At 44.5% G+C, this 20,538-nt stretch carries 13 protein-coding genes, 1 tRNA gene and 3 pseudogenes; all 17 read right to left on the bottom strand.

What is annotated here, in order from left to right; all coding sequences use genetic code 11:
- Positions 1-17: 17 nt before the first annotated feature.
- Positions 18-959, bottom strand: a complete 942-nt coding sequence (gene ribF / locus A5N84_RS01100) for a riboflavin biosynthesis protein RibF (protein WP_072280945.1) — start codon at positions 957-959, stop codon at positions 18-20.
- An 80-nt stretch (positions 960-1,039) separates the two neighbouring features.
- Positions 1,040-1,678: an OmpA family protein gene (locus A5N84_RS01095; protein ID WP_072280944.1), complete on the bottom strand. Its 639-nt coding sequence runs from the start codon at positions 1,676-1,678 to the stop codon at positions 1,040-1,042.
- Between the two features lie 52 nt (positions 1,679-1,730).
- Positions 1,731-2,786 (bottom strand): tRNA preQ1(34) S-adenosylmethionine ribosyltransferase-isomerase QueA, encoded by a 1,056-nt coding sequence (queA, locus tag A5N84_RS01090; RefSeq protein WP_072280943.1) that lies wholly within the window; start codon positions 2,784-2,786, stop codon positions 1,731-1,733.
- Complete coding sequence (truB, locus tag A5N84_RS01085) at positions 2,773-3,693, bottom strand: tRNA pseudouridine(55) synthase TruB (protein WP_072280942.1); 921 nt, start codon at positions 3,691-3,693, stop codon at positions 2,773-2,775. The genes queA and truB overlap by 14 nt, the downstream gene beginning before the upstream one ends.
- Positions 3,671-4,060 carry a 30S ribosome-binding factor RbfA gene (gene rbfA / locus A5N84_RS01080; RefSeq protein WP_072280941.1) on the bottom strand — a complete coding sequence of 130 codons (390 nt, stop codon included), beginning with the start codon at positions 4,058-4,060 and terminating at the stop codon, positions 3,671-3,673. Before rbfA ends, truB begins: the two co-directional genes overlap by 23 nt.
- A complete protein-coding gene (gene infB / locus A5N84_RS01075; RefSeq protein ID WP_072280940.1) occupies positions 4,060-6,678 on the bottom strand; it encodes a translation initiation factor IF-2 in 2,619 nt (872 codons plus the stop codon). Before infB ends, rbfA begins: the two co-directional genes overlap by 1 nt.
- Before the next feature lie 21 nt (positions 6,679-6,699).
- The gene (nusA, locus tag A5N84_RS01070; protein ID WP_072280939.1) at positions 6,700-8,187 is read right to left on the bottom strand and encodes a transcription termination factor NusA; all 1,488 of its coding nucleotides are present in this window, start codon (positions 8,185-8,187) and stop codon (positions 6,700-6,702) included.
- A gap of 17 nt (positions 8,188-8,204) precedes the next feature.
- Positions 8,205-8,678 carry a ribosome maturation factor RimP gene (gene rimP / locus A5N84_RS01065; RefSeq protein WP_072280938.1) on the bottom strand — a complete coding sequence of 158 codons (474 nt, stop codon included), beginning with the start codon at positions 8,676-8,678 and terminating at the stop codon, positions 8,205-8,207.
- A 142-nt stretch (positions 8,679-8,820) separates the two neighbouring features.
- A tRNA-Met gene (locus A5N84_RS01060) sits at positions 8,821-8,897 on the bottom strand.
- A gap of 75 nt (positions 8,898-8,972) precedes the next feature.
- The gene (guaA, locus tag A5N84_RS01055) at positions 8,973-10,532 is read right to left on the bottom strand and encodes a glutamine-hydrolyzing GMP synthase (RefSeq protein WP_072281021.1); all 1,560 of its coding nucleotides are present in this window, start codon (positions 10,530-10,532) and stop codon (positions 8,973-8,975) included.
- A 12-nt stretch (positions 10,533-10,544) separates the two neighbouring features.
- On the bottom strand, positions 10,545-11,999 hold the full coding sequence (gene guaB / locus A5N84_RS01050) for an IMP dehydrogenase (protein ID WP_072280937.1): 1,455 nt from the start codon (positions 11,997-11,999) through the stop codon (positions 10,545-10,547).
- A gap of 475 nt (positions 12,000-12,474) precedes the next feature.
- Positions 12,475-13,091, bottom strand: a pseudogene (gene rnt / locus A5N84_RS01045) (ribonuclease T).
- 66 nt (positions 13,092-13,157) lie between these two features.
- Positions 13,158-13,727: a CDP-diacylglycerol--glycerol-3-phosphate 3-phosphatidyltransferase gene (gene pgsA, locus A5N84_RS01040; RefSeq protein WP_072280936.1), complete on the bottom strand. Its 570-nt coding sequence runs from the start codon at positions 13,725-13,727 to the stop codon at positions 13,158-13,160.
- A 9-nt stretch (positions 13,728-13,736) separates the two neighbouring features.
- Positions 13,737-15,552, bottom strand: a pseudogene (gene uvrC, locus A5N84_RS13165) (excinuclease ABC subunit UvrC).
- A gap of 24 nt (positions 15,553-15,576) precedes the next feature.
- On the bottom strand, positions 15,577-16,326 hold the full coding sequence (gene kdsB, locus A5N84_RS01030) for a 3-deoxy-manno-octulosonate cytidylyltransferase (RefSeq protein WP_072280935.1): 750 nt from the start codon (positions 16,324-16,326) through the stop codon (positions 15,577-15,579).
- Positions 16,326-16,529, bottom strand: a complete 204-nt coding sequence (locus tag A5N84_RS01025; RefSeq protein ID WP_158008605.1) for a Trm112 family protein — start codon at positions 16,527-16,529, stop codon at positions 16,326-16,328. The genes kdsB and A5N84_RS01025 overlap by 1 nt, the downstream gene beginning before the upstream one ends.
- Positions 16,519-20,465: pseudogene (tal, locus tag A5N84_RS10415) on the bottom strand (transaldolase). Before tal ends, A5N84_RS01025 begins: the two are co-directional and overlap by 11 nt.
- Between the last annotated feature and the right edge of the window lie 73 nt (positions 20,466-20,538).

Below are 20,538 nucleotides of genomic sequence, written 5' to 3'. Positions count from 1 at the left end.
TTATCCTTCATTAGCCCTTAGTTAGCAGATAAGCGCGCAATAACTGCGCGTGCATCGATAATATCTTGTTGAATTTGTGCCTGTAGCGCCTCTTGAGTATCAAATTGGCGCATCTTGCGTATAAAGTGTTTAATTTCGACCTGAAGGCGTTGTTCATATAATTGATAACGCCCACCAAATAAAAAAACCTCCAATTTTCGATGTTTGCCAGCAAATGTTAGCGTTTTTCCCACATTCGCCACCCCCCAAACCGACTCATTTTGCGCCAAAATGTTTACTTTTACCACATAGACCCCATCGGGTAAACACCAGTTCTCAGGCACATGCAAATTCAGCGTTGGCGCCCCTAACGCGCGTCCGCGTTTATCCCCATGGCGCACCCGCCCCGTAAAAGTCAGCGCATGCCCAAGATAAGCCTGCGCCAAAGCCAAATCATGGTCGAATAACGCCTGCCGAATAATCGAACTCGATACACGCCGTCCATTATCAGCATAACGCACACTCTCATGCGCCTGCACCTCAAAGCCAAAGGCTTGCGCCATCTTTTGCAATAATTCAATATCGCCCAGCCCTTTATAACCAAATCTAAAATCATCTCCCACCAGCAAATAGCGTACATTCAAGCGCTTAAGCAAATAATCCAACACAAATTCCCGCGCCGATACTTTGCGCAAAGAAGGCGTAAAAGCCAACAACAGCCAATGCTGTAAGCGGTAGTAATCCAACCAAAAAGCGCGGTCTGGCAAAGTCGTAATTGTTGTAAAGCGCGCCTGTTGCAATACCATCTTAGGATGTGGGAAAAAACTCATGAGCATAGAGTCTAAATTGCGCGCCAACGCTGCTTGTTGTAATTGATACAACATCGCCTGATGTCCCAAATGAACGCCATCAAAATTGCCAATGGTCAATGCAACCGCCTGACTTGGCGACCAGCCTGACTGCCAACGATGAATTTGCATGCTTTCTCCCTAAAACTCCGCCCCCTAAATAAAAGAAAACACCTCAAATAGAGGTGTTTTTAGGCATATAAACGCCAATATTAATACACCAACTGATAAGCAGCCTGCGGATTGGCTTGGTCAATGGCGCGAATAAACACCTCAACCCGACGGTCGCGCGGATTATTTTCTGCTGTTGCAAATTGCTCACCATAGCCTCGAACCACAAACCGCTGCGGATTAACTCCTTGTTGCACTAAATACTGTGCAGCATTTTGCGCGCGCTCCTGAGATAAGCGCATATTGTAATCATCCGCACCACTGCCATCTGTAAATCCATAAACATGCACAATCGTATTGGGATATTGTTGTAAAGTTTGGGCAATAGCATTCAATGAATGATAAAACTGCGGGTTAATACTGCTTTGGTTGACCGCAAACAATACCTCGCTAGGGATATTTAACTGCAAAGTGCCTTGGTCGACACGATTGACATCAATTCCTGTTCCTGCAACTTGTTGTTGAATTTGCTGCTGTTGATTGTCCATATAATTCCCAATCGCAGCCCCTGCCAAAGCCCCTGCCACTGCCCCAACATAACGCCCATTATCATCATTAATCTGATGCCCAAGCACCCCTCCAGCCAAAGCACCAACAGCCGTACCAATCGCTGCGCTTTGATGCTGTGAGAATTGCCCATTATTTGTACAACCTATTAATACCAATGCTGATAACAACATTACAGATAATTTTTTTGCTTAAACATTCTTATCTCCTTAGTTTTCAAAAGTCTCAAACCACAAGTTCTAACGACTGATGATTCTTTGCGATAAACATCGCATCGCCATAGCTATAAAAACGATAGCGCTGTTTAATCGCATGCGCATAAGCCTCTCGTATCGCCTCATAACCAGCAAATGCACTAACCAACATCAATAACGTTGATTCAGGCAAATGAAAATTACTAAACAGCGCATCTACCACTTTAAATCGATATCCTGGCGTAATAAATAAGTTTGTATCTCCCGACCATGGCTTTAAATGCCCCTCTTGCGCTGCGCTTTCTAGCGCTCGCAAACTCGTTGTGCCAATTGCAATCACTCGTCCACCACGCGCTTTGCACGCTTCAATCGCTGCCACCGTTTGCGCCTCTACACATAACCATTCCTCATGCATCACGTGCGCGCTTAAATCTTCCTCACGCACAGGCTGAAACGTCCCAGCCCCCACGTGCAAGGTTACCTCAGTGCAAGGAATTTGACGTTGGCGTATCGCTTGCAACATTCTCTTATCAAAATGCAATCCAGCCGTTGGTGCGGCAACCGCCCCCAATTCCTTAGCATAGACCGTTTGATAGCGTTCATTATCTAATTGCTGCGCCTCCCTATCTAAATAAGGCGGAATAGGCATTTGCCCATGTTGCTGCATAATCTCCTGCCACGGCAACGTGCTTTGCAAAGTAAACAACGCCTGTTCACGCGATAACACCACAACCGATATTGCGCCAATATGCAACGTCGCTCCCACCTTTGGAGTTTTAGACGCACGCAAATAGGCTCGCACCTCATAAGGAGATTTCAAGCGCTCCACTAAAATCTCAACTTTTCCCCCTGTTGATTTTTGACCCTGCAAACGTGCTGGCAACACCTTTGTATTATTAAACACCAGCAAATCACGCTCAGACAATAAATCTACAAAATCAACCACCTGCAAATCTAGCAATTGCACAACTTCTTCTAAATTTGGCTTAACCAACAACATTCGACTTGCGCTTCTTTGCGATAAAGGATAGCGCGCAATTAACGCCTCTGGTAACTGATAATAAAAATCTGACTTAGTGTAACGCATCTTGTTTTAACAACCGTTTGGGATAAATGCGCCCTTGCGCCCAATCCCCTACCCCTAAAAAAACATCTCTATCATAAAGCGCCACTCTTTGCCCCTGCTTAGGTATAAAATCAAGCGCATCGATAGCAACATCATTGCCATGAATTAGAAACTGCACCTTATTTTCAGGCACAACGACTTTAGATAACCCTGCCACACATTGAGAGACAGGCAATAATAACGCCTGCAATTGAGTCAAATCATATTCATGAATCTCGTCATAGCGATAACACGGCGCCTGCAACCGCCCTACCGCCAAACGCGTCAAAGCCACTGCATGCGCAGCGCTACCCAAAGCGCGCGCCACATCTCGCACCAGCGCACGAATATAAGTTCCTTTACTGCAACGCACCTCAAAAACCACACAATCGCCATCTCTTTCAATAAATTGAAAAAAATGCACAAGAACCTTGCGCGGTGGTAAACTTTCAATCCGACCTTCACGCGCCAAGGCATACGCACGCTTACCGTTCACCTTAAGCGCTGAATAAATCGGCGGAGATTGCAAAATCTCACCCGTAAATTGCGCCAATAACGACTGCCAATCTACCTGCTGCCAGTCTGGCACAGCCGCCTCAAGTGTCGGCATTCCCTCTTTGTCATCACTATCGGTTTCATATCCAAAACGAGCCACCACACGATAGCTTTTATCCTCACCTAAAATATACTGCCCAAACTTACTCGCCTCACCAAACAAAATTGGCAGCACCCCCTCTGCAAAAGGATCTAACGTACCACCATGTCCTGCTTTTTTTGCTTGATACAATCGCCTAACCTGTTGCAAAGCCATATTAGAAGTCTGCCCTTCGATTTTATAGAGCAACAAGACACCATCTATTGCACGCTCAACTTTCTTGCGATGTGTCATCGTCCTTATCCTGAGCCTTTTCAACCAAACTAGTTAACAAATGCTCCATGTGCGCACCATATTCTACCGATTCATCATAATAAAAAGTCAGCTCTGGCATTTTTCGAATACTAAGACGCTTAGCCAAATAATGGCGAAATTGCGGTGCGCACGCATTAAGTCGCTTAACCAAATAATCTCTCTCTTCCTCATCTTCTAACACATAGGTAACAAACACCTTTGCAAAAGATAAATCCCGCGTAACGCGCACATCAGTAAACGACAACAAAGATGCATTTGGATGGTCTAAAATCTCCACAACTGCTTGCGACAAATCACGTCGCATCTGCTCACCAATTCTCCGCGTACGGTCAAAGCCCTTAGCCATTACAACTTCCTTACAACTGAAACACGTTCATAACACTCGATTTGGTCCCCTGTTTTAACATCATTGTAGTTTTTAACCCCAAGACCGCATTCCGTACCCGCGCGTACCTCATTCACATCATCTTTAAAACGACGTAAAGACTCTAATTCACCCTCATAAATCACCACATTATCACGTAGTACCCGAATTGGATTTGAACGCTTAAGCACACCATCTAACACCACACACCCTGCAATCGCGCCCAATTTTGACGAACGGAACACATCGCGCACCTCTGCCAAACCAATAATTTCTTCTTTAAGTTCAGGCGCAAGCATCCCCTGCATCGCATCTCGCACTTCATCAATTGCCTCATAAATAATGCTGTAGTAGCGCAAATCAACCCCTTCTTGCTCTACTAACTTCTTGGCATTAGATTCAGCACGAACATTAAATGCAATGATAATAGCCTCAGAAGCAATTGCTAATTGCACATCCGATTCACTAATTCCACCAATACCCGTTGATACAATATTTACCTGCACCTCATCAGTGGATAATTTAACCAAAGCATCTGATAGCGCCTCTACTGAACCCTGCACATCAGCTTTAATCATCAAATTCACCACATGAACTTCTTCTTTATTCACATTGCTAAATAAATTTTCCAATTTAGATTTTTGCTGACGTGCAATTTTCATCTCTTTGAACTTACTGGCGCGCAAATCTGCAATCTCACGGGCTTTACGCTCATTTTCAACAATGACAATCTCATCTCCTGCATTAGGCGTTCCTGATAATCCCAAGACCTCCACAGGCGTTGAAGGACCTGCTTCTGCAATCTCCTCACCCAACTCATTTAACATGGCACGAATACGCCCGTATTCCATCCCTGCCAATAAAATCTCGCCTTTTTTCATCAAACCAGACTGCACCAAAATTGTCGCCACACTTCCACGCCCGCGGTCTAAGCGCGACTCAATAACCACACCAGTTGCTGAACCCGTTGCAGGTGCTGTAAGCTCAAGCACTTCTGATTGAATTAGAATTTGCTCTAATAAATCATCCACGCCCTCGCCTGTTTTTGCTGAAACATAAGCAAATAAATGCTCGCCCCCCCACTCTTCAGAAATAATTCCATGCTGAGATAATTCCGACTTCACGCGCTCCAAATCTGATTCAGGCTTATCAATTTTATTCACAGCCACAATCAACGGCACATCTGCAGCTTTAGCATGCTGAATCGCTTCAATAGTTTGTGGCATTACACCATCATCAGCCGCCACCACCAACACTACAATATCCGTTGCATCCGCCCCACGTGCTCGCATCGCTGTAAACGCCGCATGTCCTGGTGTATCTAAAAACGTAATCGTCGAATCATTGGATTGAACTCGATAGGCTCCAATATGTTGCGTAATGCCTCCTGCCTCACCAGCAGTCACTCGAGTTTTTCTAATATAATCAAGCAAAGACGTTTTCCCATGGTCAACATGCCCCATAATCGTAACCACAGGCGCTCTAGGTTTCACCTCTCCTGAATTTTCTTCTGCTTGCGCAAATACCGCCTCTTCTAATTCATTTTCATTAATCAGCACATACTTATGCCCCATTTCTTCTGCAACCAACGCCGCCGTTTCTTGGTCAAGGATTTGATTGATAGTAACCATCGAACCCATTTTCATCATCGTTTTAATCAGTTCGCCAGCCTTTACGGTCATTTTTTGCGCCAGTTCACCTACGGTAATTGTTTCAGGAATTCTAATTTCACGCGAAACTGGCGTTACTGGTTTTTCAAATTTACCGCCTTTGCGCTCTGCTTTTTGACGACCACGCGCGCTGCTTTTGCGCTCCTCATCCTCTTGGCGCTTACGCCCGCCGCGCTCCTTATTACCATAAAATTTCTCTTTAGATTTGATATGAAAACGCGACTGCGCCTCTTCCTCATATCCCTCAACTTTTTCAACCGCCTGCAAAGCTTCTTGACGCTTACGCTCTAGCTCCGCGCGTTCTTTTGCTGATTGTTTTTCACGCTCTTTTTGTTTGCGCAACTGCTCTTCAGTATTTTTCCGCGCCTCTTCCTCTTCACGTAATTTGCGTGCTTTTTCCTGTTCTGCCAGTTGCGCTTGGAAAGCCGCTTCAGCTTTTTGGCGTTCTTCTTGTTCTTTTTCTTGCGCTTTTGCTTCTTTCTCTTTGCGCACCTTACGTTTTTTCTCTTCTTCTATGCGTTTTTTCTCTGCTTCAATTGCCTCTTGATGCGCTTTTTGTTCAGTATCACGTTGCGCCTCACCTTGCTCCAAACGCTTTTGCTCTGCCATTTGCTTAGCAAGTTCTAAAGGGCTTAATTTTTTCTCTTGCGCTTTGCTTGCAGACTGTTCAGCTGTTTTTTGTGATTTAGATTTTGCTTTTGGTGTTGTTTTAGCTGCTACTTCTTTAGTTTTAGCGGTATTATTTTTTTTCGCCGCATCCAAACTAAGCTTAGTTTTTTTCTTCGATGCAATATGTTTAGTCAACGCCACTTTCTGTGCTGGCGACATAGTATCTTCAGCACTACTAACATCAATTTTTGCCTCCGCAATCAAATCTAGTAGGCGATTAACCGGTATTTTTAATTGTTTCGCCAATTCAGCAACGGTCATAGTTATTCCCCCAATTTAGACTTAACGGAACCAAGGCTCGCGCGCTTTTAAAATCAACGCCGACGCCTCATCTTTACTCAAACCAGTCATTTCGACTAATTCATCAATAGCTAACTCAGCAAGGTCTTCTTGCGTAGCAAAATTATTTTCCAACAAACGCGCTAATACTTCTTGATCCAAGCCTTCAAACGCTTCAAGCGGTGTTTGCATTTCGTCATCAGGATCAGTATTTTCGGCAAATGCCTGCGTTAATAAATAATCTGTTGCGCGCTCTAACAATGCATCAACAACTGACTCATCAAATCCCTCTATCGCCAATAAATCTTCACGCTCAGCATAAGCAACCACTTCAGGCGAATTGTAGCCAGTTTCATAAAGACGCGTTGCAATATCACCATCAACCTCAAGCATATCTGCTAACTGTCCCTGTTGTTTCATTTGCGCGTCTTGTGCTTGCTTGGCAAAATCTTCCTCGCTTAATACATTGATATGCCAACCCGTCAACTCACTTGCAAGACGCACATTTTGCCCGCCTCTTCCCACTGCCTGCGCCAATTTTTCCTCTGGCACAGCAATGCTTACACTCTTTCTTTCTGGATTAATAGATGAGTCAGTAATCACCGCTGGTGACATCGCTTTTTTTACATATTGCTCAGGGTCTTCATCCCACAAGACAATATCAATGCTTTCACCAGCCAATTCATTCATAACACCCTGCACCCTTGAACCACGCATTCCTACACAGGCTCCTACGGGGTCAATTCTAGGGTCAAAAGTCCGCACAGCAATTTTAGCCCGCACCCCTGGTTCTCGTGCCGCACCCATAATTTCAATATTCCCCATGCCTATTTCAGGCACTTCTAAAGTGAACAACTGAATTAAAAATTCAGGGGCAACACGGCTAATCGATAGCTGAGGGCCTCGCATCTCACGATTAACTTTTTGCAAATATCCACGCACTCGTTCCCCCATTCGAAGAGATTCTCTAGGAATAAGTCCCTCACGCGGAATAGTCGCCTCAACACCACCAACATCAACAATCACGCTACCACGCTCATGCCGACGCACAATGCCATGCATCAAACTGCCTTCTTTATCAATAAATTGCTGATAAACCTTTTCTCGCTCAGCTTCGCGCAACTTCTGAATAATAATTTGCTTAGCTTGCTGTGCGCTGATGCGACCAAATGATTCATTTTCAATCGGCAATTCATAAATATCGCCTACTTTTAAATTTGCTTCGGGAAACTCCACATGCGCCACTGTTTCACGCATTTGCGCATCTGGATTTTCCAACACTTCTTCATCATCAACAATTTGCCATACGCGAAAAGTTTCATATTCACCAGTCTTAGGATTAATCGATACTCGCGCCTCAATTTGCTCATCGATATGGCGTTTGCGTGTTGCTGCTTCCAGCGCCGCCTCTAATGCCTGATAAATCACACTACGGTCAACATCTTTTTCATTTGCAACCGCCTCAACGATTGCCAGCAATTCTTTTGCCATTTTCTGTTGCTCCTTAATTAATTATCAAACACCGGAACCAACCGGGCTTTATCAATATTATCCAACGCCAATTCTACCATCTCTCCTTCTTTTTCAAGTGAGAGGATTAATTTGTTTTCTTCTAAATCAACTGATTGAATCACACCAGTAAATTTACGTCGACGTTCTACTGGCTGACGCACATTCAATTTTACCAGCTCACCAGTAAAACGTTGAAAATGTTCTGGTGTAAATAAAGGACGATCCAACCCAGGAGAAGACACCTCAAGCGTATAAGCCACACTGATAGGGTCTTTTACATCAAGCAGCGGATTGATTTGCTCTGTCACCGCCACCACATCCTCCATAGAAATTCCGCCTTCTGGTTTATCCACATAAATGCGCAAAATACTATTGACCGAATTGGCATGAAATTCCACCCCAACCCATTCATAGCCCATAGATTCCACCAGCGGCTTACATAAATCGCTAATGGTTTGTTCACGAGACATGCTTTACTCCTTATAACTTTGCCAAACCTTTCCAGGTATATGCAAAAAATCATCATTACCTACATGAAAAATAAGTTCATAGTACTCATCGCCAATGCGTAGGCAACAAAAAAGCCCTTTTAAAAGGGCTTTTCCAAGAATTTGGAAGCGGGAGCTGGATTTGAACCAACGACCTCCGGGTTATGAGCCCGACGAGCTACCAGACTGCTCTATCCCGCATCTGAATAAGGGCGCTATTATAGCGCCAATCTAGAACATTGCAACCCTTTTTTTGAAAAATTCTTTTTATTCCCATTATTCCCATTCAATAGTTGCTGGTGGTTTACCTGAAATATCATACACTACGCGCGAAATACCACCAACCTCATTAATAATACGACGCGAAACCTCATCTAAAAAATCATACGGCAGATGCGCCCAGCGCGCAGTCATAAAGTCTACTGTTTCTACCGCTCGCAAGGCAACAACATAATCATAGCGTCGCCCATCTCCCATAACACCTACTGATTTTACTGGTAGGAATACCGCAAATGCTTGGCTGGTTTTGTCGTATAAATCATATGCGCGCAAACACTCAATAAATATTGCATCAGCACGGCGTAACAAATCTGCATATTGTGCCTTAACCTCTCCCAATATCCGCACGCCTAAGCCTGGACCTGGGAAAGGATGACGATAAAGCATTGATTCAGGTAACCCAAGCGCGACCCCCAATTCCCGCACTTCATCTTTAAATAATTCACGCAATGGCTCTAGCAAAGCCAAATTCATCGTCTCTGGCAAACCACCGACATTATGATGTGATTTAATGACATGCGCTTTACCTGTTTTTGCGCCTGCTGATTCAATAACATCTGGATAAATTGTTCCTTGCGCCAACCACTTAACTCCTTGTAAGTGCTTAGCTTGTTCATCAAATATCTCTACAAACAAACGTCCGATAATCTTGCGTTTTGCCTCAGGGTCAATCTCACCTTTTAGCGCGTCAAAAAATCGCTCTTGCGCATTAACGCGCACTACATTCACACCCATATGCTCAGCAAAAACCGCCATCACTTCATCGCCTTCATTTAGGCGCAGTAATCCCGTATCTACAAACACACAAGTTAATTGCGCCCCAATCGCCTCATGCAACAAGGCAGCCACCACTGATGAATCCACACCGCCTGATAAGCCCAATACCACTTTATCTGTACCAACTTGCTCACGAATGCGCGCAACGTTTTCCTCAATAAAATTTTGTGTATTCCAGTGACTCCCACAATCACAAATTTCATGGACAAAATTGGTCAACATCAACATCCCTTGCGGTGTATGTGTTACTTCAGGATGAAACTGAACACCGTAATAATGTTTTTCAACATTGGCAATTACAGCGATAGGCGCATTAGGCGAAGAAGCTAATACCACAAAATTTTCTGGCACAGCCACCACATGGTCACCATGACTCATCCAAACTTCCAAACCTTCCTCAAGCGCCAAATTGGCAAAAAGAGCATTAGGCTGAATATTATTGAGTTTGGCATAGCCAAATTCTTGTTTATCTGAATGCTCTACACGACCGCCATTTTGCACCGCCATCGTTTGCATCCCATAACAAATACCTAGCACTGGCACACCCAATTCAAATACCACCTCTGGTGCACGCGGTCCATCCTCAAGCGTGGTAGATTCAGGACTGCCTGACAAAATAATTCCTTTAGGATTGAACTGGCGAATTGCCTGCGCATCCACATCCCAAGCATAAATTTCACTATAAACTTTTGCCTCACGCACTCGCCGAGCGATAAGCTGAGTGTATTGCGAACCAAAATCTAAAATCAAAATGCGGTCACTGTGCAACATTGTATCCATAAAAATTCTCACTTAACGGCGTTGATAATTGGGTGGCTCTTTAGTGATGGTTACATCATGAACATGCGATTCTTGCATGCCCGCCCCTGTAATTTTGACCATCTTTGGTTTTTCTCGCATTTCATTTAAATCACGACACCCCACATAACCCATTGACGAACGCAAGCCACCCATTAATTGTTCTATCACACCTGATACAGCCCCTTTATACGGCACTCGCCCCTCTATGCCCTCAGGCACTAATTTTTCTGCCTTTGCGCCGTCTTGGAAATAGCGGTCAGAGGAGCCAGCCGTCATAGCCCCTAAAGAACCCATCCCACGATAGGATTTATAGCTACGACCTTGGAAAAGCTCCACCTCACCTGGGGATTCTTCTGTTCCAGCCAATAATCCGCCAATCATGACCGCATGCGCACCCACAGCAATCGCTTTAGCCACATCTCCTGAATAACGAATGCCACCATCAGCAATAATTGACGCTTCACGCCCTTTAAGAGCCGCGGCAATATTCGCAATGGCGCTAATTTGTGGCACACCCACACCAGCAACAATGCGCGTTGTACAAATCGACCCTGGACCAATTCCCACCTTCACCACATCCGCGCCAGCCTCAACCAAAGCCAGCGCCGCCTCAGCGGTAGCGATATTACCCCCAACAATCACCAAATCAGGAAACTGCTGCCTTAGCGCTCGCACTTTATCAATCACCCCTTTTGAATGACCATGCGCCGTATCGACAACCAACAAATCCACCCCAGCTGCAACCAGCAATTCTATTCGCTCATCGCTATCGCCACTCGTACCAACTGCTGCACCCACCCGCAAATTACCGTTTACATCCTTACACGCCAGCGGATAATCCCGCGTACGCCGAATATCTTTAACAGTAATCAACCCTTTAAGCGCAAACTGGTCATCGACCACCAACACCTTTTCAATACGATGCTCATGCAACAATCGCTTCACCTCATCAGAATGCGCCCCTTCTTTTACCGTAACCAAACGCTCCTGAGGTGTCATTACATCCAAAACCCGCTGTTCATCTTTGGCATAGCGAATATCGCGCCGTGTCACCAAGCCCACCAACTTGCCATTTTCAAGCACAGGCAAGCCTGATATTGAATGTTCACGCGTAATTGCACGAACATCCCCCACCATCGCCTGTGGCGTCGTTGTCAGTGGGTCACGAATCACACCAGATTCAAAACGCTTTACCCGCCTCACCTCTGCAGCTTGCGCCTGTGGTGACATGTTTTTATGAATCACAGCCAAACCACCCAACTGTGCCAAAGCAATCGCCAAGCGCGCCTCACTCACCGTATCCATCGCTGCAGACAATACAGGAATATTTAAACGCACATCACGCGCCAAGCGAATCGATAAATCCGCCTCACGCGGTAAAACATCAGAATAATCTGGCACCAATAAAACATCATCAAACGTTAAAGCCTCTTCAATAATGCGCATCACCGCTCCAAGAATATAAAAGGGCTGTATTTTAAGGCATTTCCAATCTTAATAAAACCGCTCCACGCCACGTTATCGCAACCCATGCAGTTTATAACAACAATCTCTCTCAAAACGCCAAGCAACATACGGCAATGTTAGGAGCGCCTATTAACAACCAACGGCATGACTTATCCACCATTGACGTGAATAGCTCTGTGGATAACCCAATAATAACTTAATAACCGATTGAAAAATAAGATATAAATAAGGTGCTCAAAAATTGAACAGCCTATTGCGTCACTAATGCTAACCCCTTAATCCCACACAAAAAATCATCCAAGCACGTTATATAGCTCTTCTGCCTCAGCTCTAAAATAAAGATTATCCACCGCTTTAGTGAATAGAAATGTGGATAACCTTGGAATAACTTTTCAACCCATTGATAAAACAAACAATTTACATGATGCGCAAAAATTGACCAGCTTATAAAAATTTATTCATACCCCAGCGGTAGACCAATATTTTTAGTCCACAAATTCATTACCTTGCAAAAAATCTCTGCTGTTAGCTCGGTATCATATTTTGCGCCATGCGCTTTATTGTTGTCATACTCCACCCCCGCCATGCGGGCAATACGCGCCAAAACAGTTTGTCCATACGCCAATGCACCAAGTGTTACGGTATCAAGTGCGCTAAATGGATGAAATGGATTACGCGTATAGTTCGTACGTTGTGCTAATGCATTAATAAAGCTCAAATCAAATTGCGCATTGTGTCCAACTAAAATACTGCGTGTACATTGCTGTTGCTTTTGATAATCACGAATCGCACCAAAAAAGCGTTCAGCAACTTTATCTTCGCTTAGTGCAGGACGCAATGGATGATAAGGGTCAATGCCTGTAATTTTTAATGACTCAGGGTCGATATTGGCATTGGCAAAGGGTTTAACATGATAATGAATGGTCTGCACTGGCACTAGTTGATGGTTGTGGTCAAAATTTACAAAAACTGCTGCTACTTCTAACAAAGCATCTTTATTGGCATCAAAACCGCCTGTTTCCACATCGACACTACGGGCAAAAACCCACGAAAACGCTGATGAATAAGCATAGAATTATAGAGATTAAAAATAGATGGCTATTGTAGCGATTAATCCGCCCTACGTCAGGCGAATTCTTACTCTTTAGGATTATTGGCAATAAAATAAATATAAGCGGCGCGGTTATAAATCCACATTGACCAAATCGTTAATATCACTGCCACAATCATCAGAGTTTTACCAATTAACCAAATGGGCAGACCGATAAAATCCTCTTGATAAATCAAAAATCCCAGCGCAATCATTTGCAAAGTTGTTTTCCATTTCCCTACATTAGACACCGCCACAATGCCACGCGCATTTTGTGCCGACATCCACTCGCGCAAGGCCGAAATCCAAATTTCACGCCCAATAATCACCACTGTAGATAACATAAGCCACCATTCAGGACGACTTTGTAATACAACAATCATGACCACCGCGACCATCAATTTATCCGCCACAGGATCTAAAAAAGCGCCCAAAAGGCTTTCTTCTTGCATTTTGCGCGCCAAATAGCCATCCAAATAATCACTCACACAAGCCACTGTATAAATAATTAGAGCTGACCACTTCCCTAATACCGCAGGTGAGCAATAAAACGCCAAAATAAATAACGGAATGAGAAAAACCCGCAACAGCGTTAATTTCATTGCCAAACCTTGCATAAACACTCCCTACTGATGAAAAGTGGCATAAATATCCGCTGCTAATGTATCACTAATTCCCGACACGCGGGCAATTTCTTCCACACTTGCCTGCTCAATCATTGCCAAACCGCCAAAATGTTTTAACAGTGCCTGTCGTCTTTTGGCGCCGACATTAGGAATTTGTTCTAACACTGACCCTTTAGCTTTTTTCGCCCGACGGATGCGATGTCCCGTAATAGCAAAACGATGCGCCTCATCACGAATCTGTACAATCAACTGCATGGCTTGAGAATCTGATGGCAGAAAAAATGGCTGTTGTGCATTAGGTAGCCAGAACTGCTCTAATCCTGCCGTGCGATTTTGCCCTTTTGCCACGCCCATCAAAGCAATATCTTCAATTCCTAAACGCTCAAATACCGCCATTGCTTGTTTTAATTGCCCTTTTCCCCCATCAATGAGCACCAAATCAGGGCGTACCCCCTCAAACTGGTCTAACTTAGAAAACCGCCTTTCAATGACTTGTGCAATCGCTGCATAATCATCCCCAGCGGTGATTCCTTTGATGTTATAGCGTCGGTAATCTGATTTCACTGCCCCGCGATGGTCAAATACCACACACGATGCCACCGTACTCTCCCCTTGCGTATGACTAATATCAACACATTCAATCCGCGCTGGCACTTTTTGCCAACCAAACGCCTGAGCCAATGCCTCAAACCGTTTTTGCATCGCAAGTTTTGCAGATAAGCGCAAATTCAAACTTGATTGCGCATTTTTTCAGCCATCAGCAACCATTTCCGTCGTTCTTCGCGTGGACTAGATTGAATCGTAATTTTGCGCTCAAAGCGCTCTGATAAATACGCGGCTAAACTCTCGCTATCGTCTAATGTCTGATTAACCACCAATTGCGGAGCAGGTTGGCGTTCATAATAAAACTGCGCAATAAAAGCCGACAACACCTCCGCCTCGCTCACTTCATCTGGCAATTTAGGAAAATACGCCTGCGAAGTAATATTATGCCCATCACGATAAAACAACACCTGCACACACGCCTGCCCATACGCCAGCGCCACCGCCAGCACATCTACATTTGCCTCCCCAGCAATAATATGTTGTTTCTCTGTAACTTTTCTAAGCTGTGCCAATTGGTCTCGCAACATTGCCGCCTGCTCATATGCGCGCTGTTGAGCCGCCTGCATCATCTGCTCGCTTAACTGCCCAAGCAATGCCTCACTCCGCCCATTTAGAAAATCCCGTGTGTTATTCACTGTTTGGCATATTCTTTCTCATTGATATAACCCACGCATGGCGCATAACAGCGCTCAATTTGATATTGCAAACATGGACGGCTGCGGTTTGCAAAAAAACTATCCTCACACTGTCGCACACGAAACACCTTCTGCAATAAATCTAACGAATAACGCACCGCCTGCACATTGGGAAAAGGGCCAAAATACTCACCTTTCAAACGCCGTCCGCGCGCAAATCCCAGCCGTGGAAATGCATGCGCGGATAAATAAATAAACGGAAAAGATTTATCATCGCGCAATAAAATATTGAATTTTGGACGATGTGTTTTTATCAAATTATTTTCAAGAATAAGCGCTTCTGTTTCACTGTGCGTAATGGTTGTTTCAATATCAACCACCTTCTCCATTAGCGCACGAGTTTTCATACTCAACCCATTACTGCGAAAATAGCTCGCCAAGCGCTTACGCAAATTTTTTGCCTTCCCCACATAAAGCACCACCCCATCAGCATCACGCATTTGATACACACCTGGCAACGTCGCTACATGGCTTAAAAACACCTTTGCATCAAATGTGCGCTCCTGCTCACCCATTAATCCCCCGCTGATACCCCCATCTTATTGCAAAGACTGCAAAGCCAATAGCGCCTCTACCCGCGCCAAATCCTGCTCACAATCCACCCCTGCTGGTGGCGCCTCATCCACCACCGCCACCGCCACCGTCAAACCATATTCTAAAAATCGCAACTGCTCTAATTTTTCCAAGTGCTCAAGCGGTGTGGCAGGCAACTGCGGATAGCGTCTTAAAGTCGCCACTCGATACGCATAAATCCCAATATGGCGCAAATACTCCGCCTGCTCCTCATCCGCCCTATCGCGCACCCACGGAATAGGCGCCCGACTAAAATATAGTGCCTGCCCTTTTTGATTACAAACCACTTTCACCGCAGTTGCATCATGCAAGGTTTCTTTATCAGAAAAACGTACCGCAAGCGTCGCTACAGCAGCCTCAGGGGATTGGCGCAAACACTCCACCACCGTTTTAATCAATTCTGGTGGCATCATTGGTTCATCCCCTTGCACATTCACCACAACCGTTTCATCCTCCCACCCCAAACGTTGCACCACCTCACTTAAACGCTCGCTACCATTTTGGTGATGCGCACTAGTGGCAATGGTTTGTACCGCCTCCGTTGCTAAAGCTTCAGCAATTCTTACTTCATCATAGGCTACCCATACTGGCAAACCGCTTTTTAGCGCCTGCCGTGCTGTACGCACAATCATCGGCACACCTGCTATCTCACGCAACAATTTTGTTGGCAAACGCGTCGAATGATAGCGCGCAGGAATAACAACAAACGCATTCATTAGCGCGAAGCACCATCATTGGGCGGAGGCAGTCCTGTCAGCCCTTCTAATGGCAACGCATATTCTTTTAACAACATAGCAATGCCGTTTTCAAAAGGAAAACGACACTGCCCCGCCTGACTAATTAACCACTTACCATCTTCGCTAAGCACCAATGAGCCATGACTTATCGGACAACGCAACCAATCTACATTAATCATCATTGCGCTCATCCGTTTGTTCATTTATTAAGGTTTTCCCCAATTCGCTTTGCATTGTTTTTAATTTTTCGCCTAAGGTTTGCAACAACTCATCAAACGCCTTTTTAAAGGACTCTACGCCTTCTTGCTCTAACTGCTCAGCAATCCCATCAACATCCACACCAGCCTCTTTAACGGCTGCAATCACCGCAGGTGCTTTTTCAATATTACGCAGCAAAGTTGAAGCAGCCTTCCCATGGTCTTTAAATGCCGCATAGGTTGCAGGCGGAACCGTATTAACAGTATCCATGCCAATCAACAAATCCACATAACGCACATCAGAATAAGCTGGATTTTTCGTACCTGTACTTGCCCACAACAAACGTTGCACAGCAGCGCCTTTACGTGTTAATTCAATCCAATCATCTTGCGAAATCCGCTCAAGAAAATAGGCATACGCCATCTGCGCATTGGCAATTGCCGCCCTTCCACGCAAATCTGCATAATCATCGCTAAGCGCCTCATCAATTTTGCTATCAACACGCGAGACAAAAAAGCTTGCCACTGAACGCACCATATCCACAGATTGACCTGACTCCACTCGGGCTTTTAATCCGTCAATATAAGCTTCTAAAACTTGCGCATAGCGCTCAACAGAAAATAAAAGCGTTACATTAATATTTAAACCTTCACTAATTAACGTACGAACAGCCTCCACACCTGCCTTAGTCGCTGGCACTTTAATCATGAGATTTTCACGTTTTACCCGCTGGTGCAATTCGCGTGCTTGCGCAATCGTTTGCGCACTATCATCAGCAATATCAGGCGACACCTCAAGCGATACCATGCCATCTACACCGTCTGTTTTTTCATATACTGGCATCATCTGGTCACAAGCTTGTTGAATATCTTCAATAGCAAGCGTAAAAAATGCTTCGCGTACATCAGGTTGCTGACCATTTTGCCCTGCCAACCATTGTTTTAATCCTCCATCATAGGCATCCCCTTCAAATGCTTTTTGGAAAATTGCTGGGTTAGAAGTTACCCCGCGCAAATCATCCTCTTTAATCATCTGCGTCAACTCACCTTCATTAAGCATTGTGCGATGAATATTATCAAACCAAATGCTTTGACCTAATGCGGGTAATTGCAACAATGGATTTTTATTATCACTCATAATCTTCTCCTTTTCTTTTTCTATAGTAGATGAATCAACAGGTGCGACTTTAACCGCTCTTGCGCGAGATTTATCTTGGATTTCAGATGAAACGCGCAAATGCGCATCACTAGCCAACACCGCCTGATTATCCTCAGGCGCATCTAGCGAGACCGCAGGAATCACACTTTTCTGAGGCATATCATTCTCTGCATCTTGTGTTGTCATCAGTTCTGATATCGCCTTATTATTATGCGCAATTAACTGCTCTTGTGCCTGCGCTAAAGTTTTATCACTAACAAACACCTCTTCTGGCTTAGTTTCTACAGTCTCCCCATCAATCCCCTCGTTAGATTGAACAGGTTGATGATTTACATTTTGAGCATCAGAAGAAGCATCAGTTTCCTGAGCGCCCTCATTGAGAGTATCAGCAGACTCCAACAACGAAACCAAACCAGGAGCTGAATTCAATTTATCCCCATTATTTTGATTTTGCCCATCTTCGACTTGTGCCTGTGGCTTAGCCTCATTCTCAACAGATTGCGCCTGCGATTTAATCTCATTAAGCGTTTTCGACTGCAGATATCCTTGCCCAGTCTTATCTACATCCATTAACTGACTTGAATTTGATTGCGCCTCTTCTTCTCCCTTCATTTTTTCTTGCACAGCGCGCAAATCATTAGAAGGCGCTTTCCCCTGCCCTCTCACCGCATAGACATCACGTGGACGCCCCTTGCGTACCTGACGACCATTAATCTCTTCAGGCGGATTTTGTAACTGTTCGACTGTCGGATTCACATCATTTTTCACACCAGCATATTGCTTCGTCTCTTTTGGCTGTTGTGAAGAATTTTTTTCAGTGTCTGAAGTGGATTTTTCTTGCGTTTCCGCCCCTTTTTCTGTTGCAGGCGATACAACGGCTTTTTTCTCACCTGATGATGCAGACAAATGTTTCGCATTAGGTAAACCTTCTTGCCCTTTATCCTGCTTATTGCGACGTGACGACCTAGCGCCTTCATCAGAAGCGCGCGACTCACTCTCATCACGATAACGACGACGCGAGCCACCATGTTTATCCGCTTCTCCCGTGCTTTCTTTATGGGTTATTTCCTTGGTGATTTTTTTTTCCTCATCACTAAATAGTGACACCACCTTAGCTAAAAAGGCGCTTAATCCTTTCTTTTCCTCTGGTACAGGACGACGTGGTGTAATTCCTTGCACGGCCGCCTGCTCTGGAGCAACTTGTGCTTTCAAGGAAACCTCATGCTCATCTTTACTCTCACGTCGCACTGGCAAACGATAACTTGGTGTAATCGCACCATCAGAATCCACCTCATCTTCACGCAGACGCTCAATAAAATAATCTGGTGTATGCAAATTTGGATTAGCCATCAAAACCACTTCCACCTTATTACGCAACTCAATCTGGCGAATTGCCGCACGTTTTTCATTAAGCAAAAACGTTGCAATATTTACAGGCAACTCACCTGTAATGCGACGCGTACGCTCTTTCATCGCCTCCTCTTCAATCAAGCGCAATAACGATAGCGCCATAGACTGAATCCCGCGAATACTTCCTTGACCTTTACAACGCGGACAAACGCGATGGCTAGCCTCATCAATAGAAGGTCGCAATCTTTGTCGCGAAAGTTCCAACAAACCAAAACGCGAAATACGCCCAATCTGAATCCGTGCACGGTCAATTTTAGTCGCCTCAAACAAGCGCTGTTCAATATCTTTTCGATGCCTAGAAACAGACATATCAATAAAGTCAATTACCACCAAACCACCTAAATCCCGCAAACGCATTTGACGCGCAATCTCATCAGCTGCCTCAATATTCGTTTGATAGGCTGTTTCTTCAATATCCCCACCCTTCGTCGCCTTAGAAGAGTTAATATCAATTGAAACCAACGCCTCAGTATAATCAATCACCAGCTCACCACCTGATGGCAAATGCACATTGCGCTGATAGGCCGACTCAATTTGCCCTTCAATCTGATAACGCGTAAATAAAGGAATATTATCTTTATAGAATTTCAATTTATTCGCATTATTAGGCATCACCAAATTCATAAAATCTGCTGCCTGCTGATACACGCGCTCATCATCGATTAAAATCTGACCAATATCAGGGCGCAAATAATCACGTAAAGCGCGCACAATAATATTGCTCTCCTGATAAATTAAACGCTGAGGTGTGGCCTTTTGATACTCCTCCTCAATGGCTTGCCAAACTTGCAACAGAAAATCCAAATCCCACTGCAACTCTTCTTTAGCACGTCCAACACCAGCAGTACGAACAATCACCCCCATATCTTCAGGAGTTTCCAATAAATCCAAAGTCTCACGCAACTCTTTACGTTCATCCCCTTGAATGCGCCTAGATACACCACCAGCACGTGGATTATTCGGCATCAACACCAAAAATCGCCCAGCAAGACTAATGTAAGTTGTCAACGCAGCCCCTTTATTGCCCCGCTCCTCCTTATCCACTTGCACCAATACTTCTTGCCCTTCATAAATCATATCTTTAAAACTGGTTTTGCCATCGGAAGAAGTCGTATCTATTAAATATTCCTTGGCAATCTCCTTAAATGGTAAAAACCCATGACGATGACCACCATAATCAACAAAAACCGCCTCTAAAGACGGTTCTATACGCGTAATTTTACCTTTATAAATATTAGATTTTTTTGTGCAGAATGCAGCGTTTCAATATCAAGATCGTATAATTGCTGTCCATCGACAAGCGCTACTCGCAATTCTTCTTGTTGCGTAGCATTAATTAACATTCGTTTCATTTTTATCCTTCTCCATAATAAACGCACTGGTTATTGACCAATAAGAGCACGTTTACGCTAAATTTCTATTTAC

The sequence above is a fragment of the Rappaport israeli genome (assembly GCF_001888055.1).
In the GTDB taxonomy this organism is placed as follows: domain Bacteria; phylum Pseudomonadota; class Gammaproteobacteria; order Cardiobacteriales; family Cardiobacteriaceae; genus Rappaport; species Rappaport israeli.
The sequence above is the reverse complement of the archived record's forward strand: the minus strand, read 5'-3'. Positions and strand labels throughout refer to the sequence as shown.